Source organism: Micromonospora sp. PLK6-60 (assembly GCF_019890675.1).
GTDB lineage: Bacteria > Actinomycetota > Actinomycetes > Mycobacteriales > Micromonosporaceae > Micromonospora.
In genome coordinates, this window is sequence record NZ_JAIOAA010000002.1 from 237,168 (window position 1) to 248,945 (window position 11,778).

The following is an 11,778-nucleotide window of genomic DNA, read 5'->3' on the forward strand; positions in this document are numbered from 1 at the left end:
CCGGGCACCTCCGTCGGCGCCCGACCCGCTTCGCACGCTAGCCATCGACGAATATCAAGAGAAGTTGCTCGGCGACAACGATGGACACTGTCACCCGATCATCGAAGCCATCATGGACGGCCGGCCGGTCACGTTTGCCGGGGTGTCGGAAGCGGGCATTGACGGTGATCCGTTGAGCCAGTAGACCTTGGTGATGGAGGCCCGCCGATGAGCAACGCGCCGTTCACGCTGGAGCAACTCCGCGTCGCCGTCGCCGATGGGGAGATCGACACGGTGGTGCTCGCCCTCACCGACATGCAGGGCCGGTTGCAGGGCAAGCGGATCCACGCGCCGTTCTTCCTCGACCAGGTGGTGGAGAACGGCAGCGAGGGCTGCAACTACCTGCTCGCGGTGGACGTGGACATGAACACCGTCGACGGGTACGCGATGTCGAGCTGGGAACGCGGCTACGGCGACTTCGCCATGAAGCCCGACCTGGCCACGCTGCGCCGGACGCCCTGGCAGCCCGGCTCCGCGATGGTGCTGGCCGACCTGGAGTGGCTGGACGGCTCGGGCCCGGTGCTCGCCTCGCCCCGGCAGATCCTGCGCCGCCAACTGGACCGGCTGGCCGCGCACGGGCTGACCGCGTACGCCGGCACCGAGCTGGAGTTCGTGCTCTACCGCGACTCGTACGAGGAGGCCTGGTCGCGCGGTTACCGCGACCTCACCCCGGCGAACCAGTACAACGTGGACTACTCGCTGCTCGGCACCGCGCGGGTGGAGCCGCTGCTGCGGCGCATCCGCACCGAGATGGCCGGCGCCGGGCTCACCCCGGAGAGCGCCAAGGGCGAGTGCAACCTCGGCCAGCACGAGATCGCCTTCCGCTACGACGAGGCGGTGGCCTGCGCCGACCACCACGTGATCTACAAGAACGGGGCCAAGGAGATCGCCGCCCAGGAGGGCATGTCGATCACCTTCATGGCCAAGCCGAACGCCCGGGAGGGCAACTCCTGCCACATCCACTTCTCGCTGCGCGACGCCGACGGCCGTTCGGCGATGCTCGGCGACGGGCCGGCGCACCTGTCGGGCACCGGGCAGCGGGTGCTGGCCGGGCTGCTGGCCACCATGCGGGAGTTCAGCCTGCTCTTCGCCCCCAACATCAACTCCTACAAGCGCTACCAGCCGGGCTCGTTCGCCCCGACCGCGCTGCGCTGGGGCACCGACAACCGCACCTGCGCGCTGCGCCTGGTCGGGCACGGGCAGGGGATGCGGGTGGAGAACCGGGTGCCCGGGGCGGACGTGAATCCCTACCTGGCGATCGCCGGGCTGGTCGCCGGCGCGGTGCACGGCATCGAGGCGGAACTGGAGCTGGCCGACGAGTGCACCGGCAACGCCTACGACGACCCGCGGGCCGAGCGGGTCCCCGCCACCCTGCGCGACGCCCTCACCCGCTGGGAGGACTCGACGATCGCCCGGGCGGCGTTCGGCGACGAGGTGGTCGCGCACTACGCCAACAACGCCCGGGTCGAGCTGGCCGCCTTCGACGCCGCCGTCACCGACTGGGAACTGACCCGTGGCTTCGAACGCCTCTGACCCGCCGCCAACCCCGTCGATCATGGACTGGTGGCGCCCGGTTCGCCCCGCTGGCGGCGTATGTTCGGGGCCACGACTCCATGATCGGCGAGGAGGGGTGGGCGCGTGAGTGAGGTGCGGAATCCGGCGACCGGGGAGGTCGTGGCCGAGGTGGTGGGGGCGTCCGTCGCGGAGACGGACGCGGCGATCGGGCGGGCGGCGCGGGCGTACGAGTCGTGGCGGAACGTGCCGCCGGGGGAGCGGGGGCGGCTGCTGCGGCGGTTCGCCGCCGAGGTGGACGCGCACCTGGAGGAGCTGGCCCGGCTGGAGGTGCGCAACGCCGGGCACACCATCGGCAACGCCCGCTGGGAGGCGGGCAACGTCCGGGACGTCCTCGACTACTACGCGGGCGCGCCGGAGCGGCTGACCGGACGGCAGATCCCCGTCGCGGGCGGCCTCGACGTCACCTTCCACGAGCCGCTCGGCGTGGTCGGGGTGATCGTCCCGTGGAACTTCCCGATGCCCATCGCCGGTTGGGGCTTCGCCCCGGCGCTCGCCGCCGGCAACACGGTGGTGCTGAAGCCGGCCGAGCTGACCCCGTTGACCGCGCTGCGCCTGGCCGAGCTGGCCCGGGAGGCGGGCCTGCCCGAGGACGTGTTCACCGTGCTGCCCGGGTCGGGCAGCGTGGTGGGCGAGCGGTTCGTCACCCACCCGGCCGTGCGCAAGGTCTGCTTCACCGGCTCCACCGAGGTCGGCACCCGGATCATGGCCGGCTGCGCCGAGCAGGTCAAACGGGTCACCCTGGAGCTGGGCGGCAAGTCCGCCAACCTGGTCTTCGCCGACGCCGACCTGGAGCGGGCGGCGGCCAGCGCGCCGGCCGCGGTCTTCGACAACGCCGGCCAGGACTGCTGCGCCCGGTCCCGGATCCTGGTCCAGCGCCCGGTGTACGACCGCTTCCTGGAGCTGCTCGAACCGGCCGTACGCGCGTTCCGGGTGGCGGACCCGGCCACCGAGACCGCCGAGATGGGCCCGCTCATCTCCGCCGGCCACCGGGACCGGGTCGCCGGCTACGTCGACGGGGCGACTGTCGCCTTCACCGGCTCCCGCCCCGACGGGCCGGGCTTCTGGCACGCCCCGACCGTGCTGCTCGCCGACTCCCCGGCGGACCGGCACTGGCGCGAGGAGATCTTCGGGCCGGTCGTGTCGGTGCTCCCGTTCGACGACGAGGCGGACGCGATCCGGCTGGCCAACGACACCGAGTACGGCCTCTCCGGCTCGATCTGGACCCGGGACGTGGGCCGGGCGGTGCGGGTGGCCCGGGCGGTCGAGGCCGGCAACCTCAGCGTCAACTCGCACTCCTCGGTGCGCTACTGGACCCCGTTCGGTGGGATGAAGCGCTCCGGGCTGGGCCGCGAGTTGGGCCCGGACGCGCTGCACGCCTTCACCGACGTCAAGAACGTCTTCATCAGCACGGAGGAGTGAGCGCAGTGCAGGGTCGACTGACGGACCGGGTCGCCGTGGTGACCGGCGCGGGCAGCGGGATCGGGCTGGCCACCGTGCGGCGGTTCGCCGCCGAGGGGGCACGGGTGGTCTGTGTGGACATCGACGCCGACGCCGGCGAGCGGGCCGCCGCCGAGGTGGGCGGGGAGTTCGTCGCCACCGACGTGGCCGACGAGCCGGCCGTCCGGGCCCTCTTCGACGGGGTGGTCGAGCGGCACGGGCGGGTCGACGTGGCGTTCAACAACGCCGGCATCTCCCCGCCGGACGACGACTCGATCCTCGACACCGGGCTGGACGCCTGGGAACGGGTGCTGCGGGTCAACACCACGAGCGTCTACCTCTGCTGCAAGCACGTCATCCCGCACATGCGCCGGCAGGGCAAGGGCTCGATCATCAACACCGCCTCGTTCGTGGCGCTGATGGGGGCCGCCACCTCGCAGATCGCGTACACCGCGAGCAAGGGCGGGGTGCTGGCGATGACCCGGGAGCTGGGCGTGCAGTTCGCCCGGGAGGGGATCCGGGTCAACGCGCTCTGCCCCGGCCCGGTCGCCACGCCGCTGCTGCTGGACCTCTTCGCCAAGGACCCGGAGCGGGCCGCCCGCCGGCTGGTGCACGTGCCGATGGGCCGGTTCGGCGACCCGGCGGAGATCGCCGCCGCGGTGGCCTTCCTGGCCAGCGACGACTCCTCCTTCATGACCGCCGCGCAGTTCGTGGTGGACGGCGGGATCACGGGCGCCTATGTGACACCGCTATGAGGCCGGTGATCGGGATCACCGCGTACGTCGAGCCGGCCGGCTGGGCGGTGTGGCGGGACGTGCCCGCGGTGCTGGTGCCCGAGGCGTACGTCCGGGCGGTGGCCGCGGCCGGCGGCCGGGCGGTGGTGCTGCCCCCGGACGACGCCGACGCCGACGTGCTGCGGATGCTCGACGGGCTGCTGGTGGCCGGCGGCGCGGACGTCGACCCGCGGCGGTACGGCCGGCCGGCGGACCCCCGCACCGAGTCCCGCCCGGACCGGGACGCCGGCGAGCTGACGCTGCTCGCCGCCGCGCTCGACGCGGACCTGCCGGTGCTCGGCGTCTGCCGGGGAATGCAGCTGCTGGCGGTCGCCGGGGGCGGGACGCTGCACCAGCACCTGCCCGACCTGGTCGGTCACGACGGGCACCGGCCGGCGCCCGGGGTCTACGGCGCGCACCCGGTCCGGTTCGCCGCCGGCAGCCTCGCCGCCGGGGTGATGGGCCCGGTGGGCCGGGTCAACTCCTACCACCACCAGGGCGTCGAGGACCCGGGCCGGCTCGCGGTGAGCGGCTGGGCGGACGACGGGGTGATCGAGGCGATCGAGGATCCGGACCGCCGGTTCGTGCTGGGCGTGCAGTGGCACCCGGAGGTGGACGCCGATCCCCGGCCAGTGACCGCCCTGGTCCGCGCGGCGCGGGGCGAGCCGGTCGTCGTCGCCGACCTCGGGGACCGCGCCGACCGGCCGGTGGCATTCGGATGAGGGGAAGGTAACCAGCGCCCTTCGGGCGAAATACGTTACGTTGCTGGTCGGTCGGGGTACATGGGCGGACGCGGCGAGAGGATCATCCTGATCCGTCCGCGAACGAGGCCGGAGCGGGAGGCTGCATGAGCTCGGCCCTGGGGGGCGAGGACGGCGGAGGGCTGTCCCCGGCGAACGGCCGGTCCGGTTCCGTCGTGCTCCCACCGCTGCTCGCCGCCACCTTCGCCAATTCCGGTGAGATGGGCCGCCGGCTGGCCGAGTTCGACTGGCCCGCCACCCGGTTCGGTCACCCCGCCGGCTGGTCCCCGGCGCTGCGGCACGCGATGAGCCTGATGCTCGGCTCCCGGGCGCAGACCGTGCTGTTCTGGGGCGACGACTACCGCGCCTTCTACAACGACGCGTACCTGCCGACGATCGGCGGCAAGCACCCCGCCGCGCTGGGCCGGCCGGCCCGGGAACACTGGGTGGAGACCTGGGACGTGCTCGAACCGTTGCTGGACGGGGTCCGGGGCACCGGCGAGGCGTACCGCGGTGAGAACCACCCCTTCGTCCTCGACCGGTACGGCTTCCTGGAGGACGTCTACTTCGACATCTCCTACGACCCGGTCCGCGACGACGACGGTTCGATCATCGGAGTGTTCTGCTTCGTCAACGAGACCACCGGCCGGGTGCTCGGCGAGCGCCGGTTGCGCGCCCTCGCCGAGCTCGGCTCCGAGCTGGCGGACGTCCGCACCGACCACGAGCTGGCCGAGGCCGTCGTCCGGGTGCTCGACGGGCACCGGGCCGACGTGCCGTTCGCGCTGCTCTACCTGCGCGACGCCGGGGGTCGGGTGACCCTCGCCGGGGCCGGCGGGGTGCCCGGGCGGCGGGTGGCCGGTGCGCCACCGCCGATCGTGGCGCAGGTCGCGGCGGGGGCCGTCGAGGACGGCCGGGTCGGCGTCGAGGAACTGCTCGGCGAGGTGCCGCCCGACGCCGGGACGGAGGCGCTGGTGCTGCCGCTCACCGCCACCAACGAGCCGGCCGGCGCGCTCGTCGTCGGGCTCTCCGGCCGCCAGCGACTCACCGACGAATACCGAAACTTCTTCGACCTGGTCGGCGCGCAGATCTCCCGGGCGGTCGGCAAGCAGCAGGCGTACGAGCAGGAGCGCGCCCGCACGGCGGAACTGGCCGCGCTGGACCGGGCCAAGACCAACTTCTTCACCAACGTCAGCCACGAGTTCCGCACCCCGCTGACCCTGGTGCTCGGCCCGCTGGAGGACCTGCTCGCCGATTCCGGGCTGGCGCCGGAGCTGACCGCCGAGCTGACCGTCATGCACCGCAACGCGCTGCGGCTGCTGAAACTGGTGAACACGGTGCTGGACTTCTCCCGGCTGGAGTCGGGCCGGCTCGCCGCGCACTACCGGGCGACCGACCTGGCGGACTACACGTCCCGGCTGGCCAGCACATTCCGCTCGGCGACCGAACGGGCCGGGCTGCGGCTGGTGGTGGACTGCCCACCGCTGCCCGGGCCGGTCTTCGTCGACCGGGACATGTGGGAGAAGATCGTCCTCAACCTGCTCTCCAACGCGCTGAAGTTCACCTTCGACGGCGAGATCACGGTCCGGGTCCGGGCGGTGGACGGCCAGGCCCGCCTGGAGGTCAGCGACAGCGGCGTCGGGATCGTGCCCGAGGAGCTGCCGCACGTCTTCGAACGCTTCCACCGGGTCCCCGGGGTGCGGTCGCGCACCCACGAGGGCACCGGCATCGGGCTCGCGCTGGTCCGCGAGCTGGTCGACATGCACGGCGGCCGGGTCGAGGCGCACAGCCGGGTGGACAAGGGCAGCACCTTCACGGTGACCCTGCCGTTCGGCACCGGCCACCTGCCGCCCGACCGGGTCGACGCCAGCACGGACGTCACCCCGGCCGAGCCGGAGCAGGCCCGCCTCTGGGTGGCCGAGACCGGCCTCTGGATCGACGGCGTCGAGCACGCCCTGGAGATCTCCCGCCCCGCGGGCACGGGTGGCCGGACGGGCCGGGTCCTGCTCGCCGACGACAACGCCGACCTGCGGGAGCACGTCACCCGGCTGCTCGCCCCGTCCTACGAGGTGGTGGCCGTCCCGGACGGGCTGGAGGCGCTCCGGCTGGCCGTGGAGAGCCCGTTCGACCTGGTGCTCAGCGACGTGATGATGCCCCGACTGGACGGCTTCGGGCTGGTCGCCGCGCTGCGCGCCGACCCGGCCACCCGGCACGTGCCGATCGTGCTGCTCTCCGCCCGGGCCGGCTCCGCCGAGGCGGTCGCCGGGCTGTCGGCCGGCGCCGACGACTACCTCACCAAGCCCTTCACCAGCCAGGAGCTGATCGCCCGGGTCCGGGCCAACGTCGAGCTGGGGCAGCTGCGGGGGCAGGTCATCCGCCAGCTGCGGGGCCTGGCCGACGCGGCGGTCGCGGTGAACACCGCCCGGTCCACCGACGATGTGGTGCGGGTGGCCGCCGAGCACGCGCTGAGCCTCGCCGAGGCGGCCCGGGTGACGATCAGCACCGCCACCGGCGCGCGGCACGAGGCCGACTCGGGCGGCGACAGCGCGACCGACCCGTCGTCCGTGCTGCCGCTGGCCGGGACCACCGGCGAGCGGCTGGGCGAGCTGCGGGTCTGGCGGCGGGACGGGGACGGCACCGAGCAGGCCGCCCTCACCCAGTTGGCCCGCCTGGTCGGCGTACGGCTGGAGAACGCCCAGCTCTACGAGGCCGAGCACCGCATCGCCACCACCCTCCAGCACAGCCTGCTGCCCCGGTCGCTGCCCCAGCTGCCCGGCGCGGTGGTGGCCAGCCGGTACCTGCCGGGCAGCGCCGACGTCGAGGTCGGCGGCGACTGGTACGACGTGATCGGGCTGGCCGACGACGAGCTGGTGCTGGTGATCGGCGACGTGGTCGGCAAGGGCGTACGGGCCGCCGCTGCGATGGGCCAACTGCGCAACGCGCTGCGGGCGTACGTGCTTGAGGGTTTCGACCCCGGCCTGTCGCTGACCCGGCTCAACCGGCTGGTCGGGTCGACCGAGGGGCGGTCCTTCGCCACCGTGGTCTGCCTGCACTTCAACCCCCGGACCGGTCTGCTGCGGTTCGCCAACGCCGGGCACCCGTCGCCCCTGCTCATCCGAGGAGATCATGTGGCGTTCCTGCACGACCGGGCGTTGGGCCCGCCCGTGGGGGCGATCCCGGACGCGGCCTACCGGACGGTGGAGGCGCGGCTGGCGCCCGGCAACCGGCTGCTGCTCTACACCGACGGCCTGTTCGAGGACCGGCGGATCGGCCTGGACGAGGCCCTCGACCAGTTGCGGGCGGACGCCGGCCGGCCCGGTGAGCACGTCAGCGACCTGGTCGACGCCGTGCTGGAACGGGTCACCGGCCGGCCCCGGCACGACGACGTGGCGGTGCTCGCCCTGGAGGCGGCCGACCTGAACCGCTTCGCGCTGCGCCTGCCGGCCGATCCGACCCGGCTCCGCGTGCTGCGCAAGCGGCTGGAGGACTTCCTGCTCGCGCACCGGGTGGGCGAGGCCGACCTGTTCGACCTGACGGTCGCCGTCTCGGAGGCGGCGGCCAACGCCATCGAGCACCCGGTCGAGCCGGCCGAGCCGACCATCGAGGTCGAGGTGACGATCGAGGACCGGACGGTGGTCGCCACGGTGCGCGACAGCGGCCGGTGGCGGGAGTCGACCGGGTCCGGCTTCCGGGGGCGGGGGATCGCGTTGATCCAGGCGCTGGGCGAGGTGTCGATGGCGCGTACCGAGCACGGCACCGAGGTGACGTTGCGCCGGCGGTTGCGGGACTGACCGGGGTCAGACCACCGGCCGCAGCCAGCCCTGGTCGCCCAGGCCGGAGATCTCCAGCACCCGGCCGACCTGCCGGGACGGCAGCACGTTCAGCCGGTCGGGCAGCCGCTCCGCGAGTTGCAGCACCGCGTAGATCGCCGCCGAGTCGAAGAACGTCACCGCCCGCAGGTCGAGCAGGACCTGCCCGGCGGGCTCGCGCAGGGCGCTCTGGAACATCGTGTCGGCGGTCGCCATGTCGACCTCGCCGGTCACCACCACCCGGAGCTGATCGCCGTCGAACTCCGTGCTCACGGAGAACACGGAAGGCTCGCCCCCTTGATCCACGCAGTCACAATGGCACAGCGCTCGGCGCAGCGGCAACAACTCCGCCGACCCGGCGGTGGCGGGGGTCACGTCGGTCGCGGCGATAGGCTTGCGGCCATGACCGTCCGTGCGCCGATCACCCCCGGCACGCTGTCCCCGTGGCGGCCGGTGCCCGCCCACATCCCCCGCCCGGAGTACGTGGGCAAGAAGCGCCCCCGGCCGTGGCAGGGCTCGCACGTGCAGACCCCCGAGACGATCGAGAAGATGCGGGTGGCCAGCCGCCTCGCCGCCCAGGCCACCCAGCTTGCCGGCGAGCACTGCAAGCCGGGGGTGACCACCGACGAGATCGACAAGGTGGTGCACGAGTTCCTCTGCGACCACGGGGCGTACCCGTCGACGCTGGGCTACAAGGGCTTCCCGAAGTCCTGCTGCACCAGCCTCAACGAGGTGATCTGCCACGGCATCCCGGACACCACGGTCCTGGTCGACGGCGACATCATCAACGTCGACGTGACGGCCTACCTGAACGGCGTGCACGGCGACACCGACGCCACCTTCTGCGTGGGCGAGGTGAGCGAGGAGGCCCGGCTGCTGGTCGAGCGGACCCACGAGGCGATGATGCGCGGGATCAGGGCGGTCCGGCCCGGCCGCCAGATCAACGTGATCGGCCGGGTGATCGAGTCGTACGCCAAGCGCTTCGGTTACGGGGTGGTCCGCGACTTCACCGGCCACGGCATCGGCGAGGCGTTCCACAGCGGGCTCTACGTGCCGCACTACGACAGCCCGCGGCCGACCGACATCATGGAGCCGGGGATGACCTTCACCGTCGAGCCGATGATCACGCTGGGCACCTACCAGTACGACATGTGGGACGACGGCTGGACGGTGGTGACCAAGGACCGGAAGTGGACGGCCCAGTTCGAGCACACCATCGTCGTCACCGACGACGGCTACGAGATCCTGACCCTGCCGTGACCGAGACCCCGGCGGCGCTGCGCGAGGCGCACCACGCGGACGTGTCCGGCGGCTGGCTGCGGCCGGCCGTGTTCGGCGCGATGGACGGCCTGGTCACCAACATCGCCCTGATCGCGGGCGTGGGTGGCGGCGGCGTGTCGCCGCGCAACATCGTGCTGACCGGCACGGCCGGCCTGGTGGCCGGGGCGATCTCGATGGGGCTCGGCGAATACACCAGCGTCCGGTCGGCCAACGAGCAGGTGGCGGCCGAGGTGGCCAAGGAACGCCGGGAGCTGGAACGGCACCCGGAGGCGGAGGCCCGCGAGCTGGCCGACGCGTGGGTGGCCCGGGGGCTGCCGCGCGACCTGGCCACCCAGGTCGCCGAGGCGGTCCGGCGCAACCCGGAGGAGGCGCTGCGGGTGCACGTCCGGGAGGAGTTGGGTGTCGACCCGGACGACCAGCCCAGCCCGTGGGCGGCGGCGATCTCGTCGTTCGTCTGCTTCTCGGTGGGCGCGCTGGTGCCGCTGCTGACCTATCTGCTCGGCTTCACCAGCCTCTGGCTGGCGCTCGGCGTCGGCGGGGTGGGGCTCTTCGTGGCCGGCGCGATCGTGGCCCGGTTCACCAACCGCCCGTGGTGGACCAGTGGCCTGCGTCAGCTGCTGCTCGGCGCGCTGGCGGCCGGCGCGACCTATCTGGTCGGCAGCCTGATCGGCATCCAGGGCGGGCTCGGCTGATCGGCTCTTCCGCTCCCCATCGCGCAAATTGACGGAAACAGTGGCCATTCCGCGTCGGGTGGCCGCTGTTCCCGTTAATCGGTGGCCCGGGGGAGGCGGCGCGGCCCGGCGGGTCAGCCGTCGAGGAGGTCGTCGACGGTGCCGTCGACCGGGCGGCCCCGCGCGGCCAGCTCGTCGGCCTGCCGGCGCAGCACCGCGCCCACCTCGGTCATGTCCGCCCCGGCCAGCCCGGTGCGCCGCACCGCGTCGCCCGGGTCCCGGAAGTAGGTGCGGCTCATCAGCCCGGCGACGGTCGCCGCCGCCAGCCGGGCCTCGCCGAGCATCAGCAGCGCCTGGTCCGTCTCGTACCACTCGGCGAGGCGGGCGGCCCGGGCGTGCGCGGCGCTGCCCCGGTACCACGCCTGCCGGGCGGCGGTGCTGAACTCGGCCGGCCGGGCCCGGGCCAGCCGGGCGAGGTGCTCGTCGCGCAGCGTGCGCAGCCAGCCGGTGGGGTCGTGCAGCCCGCGGGTGGCCACGTACCGGTCGGCGGTGAGCGGCCAGAGCGGGCCGATCGTGCGGGCCTGCCGCAGGTAGTCCTCCGCGCCGGTGACGGTCAGGTCGACAAGCACCCCGTCCACCCGCCGGGTCGCCGGCTGCGGACCGGTGCCCGGCCGGTACGTCACCAGCAGCAGCCCCACCTCGCTGTCGCCGCCCCCGTCGTCGTCGCCGTGGGCGAGCGGGCCGTGCACCGCGACGGCGAGCAGGTCGGCCGGGAACCGGCGCAGCGCCGCGCCGGCCACCCGCTCCGCCACGGTCCACCGCGGATCGTCCAGGTCGGGCCCGGTGCTGATCCCGTCCATCCGCATCCTCCCGATGCCCGGCGTGGCCGGCGTCACCACCCTAGCCGTGCGACGTCGTCGGGCCCCGGGATCGACGCGCCGCCGTCCGGCCCGGCCGGTCCGTCCCGTCAGACCCGCGGACCGGAGGGCTCGCCGGTCGGGACCAGGCGGAAGATGCGGATCTCGCGACCGCCGGCCCGCTGCACGTACGTCCGGTAGGCCGGCCACTCGGTGACCAGCAGCTGCCAGAGCCGCTCCCGTTCCGCCCCGTCGGCCAGTTCGGCGCGGACCGGCACCCGGCGGCCCTTGACCGCCACCTCGGCGGCCGGCTGGGTGAGCAGGTTCAACGCCCAGCCGGGCTGGTGCTGCTGCCCCCAGTTCGACCCGATGACCACGTACGCGTCGCCGTCGGGCACGTACAGCAGCGGGTTGCTGCGGGGCATGCCGGAGCGGCGGCCGGTGGTGGTGATGACCAGGGACGGGATCAGCCCGAGCGCGACCACCCGGCCCCGGGTGAGCCGGCCGACCAGCCGGTCGGCGGGCACGATCAGACGGGCGACGGCGCCGAACCAGCGGTGGTGGCCGACGCGGCGGGTCAGGGCTGCCAGCACCCGTCC

Annotated in this window: 10 protein-coding genes; 7 read left to right on the forward strand and 3 right to left on the reverse strand. The window is 73.7% G+C overall.

Going from position 1 to position 11,778, the window contains the following annotated elements; translation table 11 throughout:
• Window positions 1-207 precede the first annotated feature (207 nt).
• From K7640_RS04075 to K7640_RS04095, 5 genes are all read left to right on the forward strand, one after another.
• On the forward strand, window positions 208-1,572 hold the full coding sequence (locus tag K7640_RS04075) for a glutamine synthetase family protein (RefSeq protein WP_222953329.1): 1,365 nt from the start codon (window positions 208-210) through the stop codon (window positions 1,570-1,572).
• 105 nt (window positions 1,573-1,677) lie between these two features.
• Window positions 1,678-3,033, forward strand: coding sequence for an aldehyde dehydrogenase (locus K7640_RS04080; protein ID WP_222953330.1), 1,356 nt, complete (start codon window positions 1,678-1,680; stop codon window positions 3,031-3,033).
• 5 nt (window positions 3,034-3,038) lie between these two features.
• The gene (locus K7640_RS04085) at window positions 3,039-3,806 is read left to right on the forward strand and encodes a 3-oxoacyl-ACP reductase (protein WP_222953331.1); all 768 of its coding nucleotides are present in this window, start codon (window positions 3,039-3,041) and stop codon (window positions 3,804-3,806) included.
• Window positions 3,803-4,546 carry a gamma-glutamyl-gamma-aminobutyrate hydrolase family protein gene (locus K7640_RS04090; RefSeq protein ID WP_222953332.1) on the forward strand — a complete coding sequence of 248 codons (744 nt, stop codon included), beginning with the start codon at window positions 3,803-3,805 and terminating at the stop codon, window positions 4,544-4,546. The genes K7640_RS04085 and K7640_RS04090 overlap by 4 nt, the downstream gene beginning before the upstream one ends.
• A gap of 125 nt (window positions 4,547-4,671) precedes the next feature.
• Window positions 4,672-8,352, forward strand: a complete 3,681-nt coding sequence (locus tag K7640_RS04095; RefSeq protein ID WP_222953333.1) for a SpoIIE family protein phosphatase — start codon at window positions 4,672-4,674, stop codon at window positions 8,350-8,352.
• Window positions 8,353-8,358: 6 nt separating this feature from the next.
• Here K7640_RS04095 and K7640_RS04100 read toward each other — a convergent pair whose 3' ends face one another.
• The gene (locus tag K7640_RS04100; RefSeq protein WP_222953334.1) at window positions 8,359-8,676 is read right to left on the reverse strand and encodes an STAS domain-containing protein; all 318 of its coding nucleotides are present in this window, start codon (window positions 8,674-8,676) and stop codon (window positions 8,359-8,361) included.
• 96 nt (window positions 8,677-8,772) lie between these two features.
• Between K7640_RS04100 and map the strand changes: the two genes are divergently transcribed.
• Both map and K7640_RS04110 read left to right on the forward strand, forming a co-directional pair.
• Entirely contained in the window at window positions 8,773-9,630 is an 858-nt protein-coding gene (gene map / locus K7640_RS04105; RefSeq protein WP_222953335.1) for a type I methionyl aminopeptidase, read from the forward strand.
• A complete protein-coding gene (locus tag K7640_RS04110; RefSeq protein ID WP_222953336.1) occupies window positions 9,627-10,343 on the forward strand; it encodes a VIT1/CCC1 transporter family protein in 717 nt (238 codons plus the stop codon). Before map ends, K7640_RS04110 begins: the two co-directional genes overlap by 4 nt.
• 113 nt (window positions 10,344-10,456) lie before the next feature.
• Here K7640_RS04110 and K7640_RS04115 read toward each other — a convergent pair whose 3' ends face one another.
• Both K7640_RS04115 and K7640_RS04120 read right to left on the reverse strand, forming a co-directional pair.
• Window positions 10,457-11,182, reverse strand: a complete 726-nt coding sequence (locus tag K7640_RS04115; protein WP_374198049.1) for a nucleotidyltransferase domain-containing protein — start codon at window positions 11,180-11,182, stop codon at window positions 10,457-10,459.
• A gap of 107 nt (window positions 11,183-11,289) precedes the next feature.
• Window positions 11,290-11,772 carry a nitroreductase/quinone reductase family protein gene (locus K7640_RS04120; protein WP_222953338.1) on the reverse strand — a complete coding sequence of 161 codons (483 nt, stop codon included), beginning with the start codon at window positions 11,770-11,772 and terminating at the stop codon, window positions 11,290-11,292.
• Between the last annotated feature and the right edge of the window lie 6 nt (window positions 11,773-11,778).

Excerpts from the sequence above, each read along its gene's own strand:
- K7640_RS04075 (WP_222953329.1), top strand. The coding sequence starts at position 208 with ATGAGCAACGCGCCGTTCACGCTGGAGCAACTCCGCGTCGCCGTCGCC.
- K7640_RS04090 (WP_222953332.1), top strand. The coding sequence starts at position 3,803 with ATGAGGCCGGTGATCGGGATCACCGCGTACGTCGAGCCGGCCGGCTGG.
- K7640_RS04095 (WP_222953333.1), top strand. The coding sequence starts at position 4,672 with ATGAGCTCGGCCCTGGGGGGCGAGGACGGCGGAGGGCTGTCCCCGGCG.
- map (WP_222953335.1), top strand. The coding sequence starts at position 8,773 with ATGACCGTCCGTGCGCCGATCACCCCCGGCACGCTGTCCCCGTGGCGG.
- K7640_RS04115 (WP_374198049.1), bottom strand. The coding sequence starts at position 11,182 with ATGGACGGGATCAGCACCGGGCCCGACCTGGACGATCCGCGGTGGACC.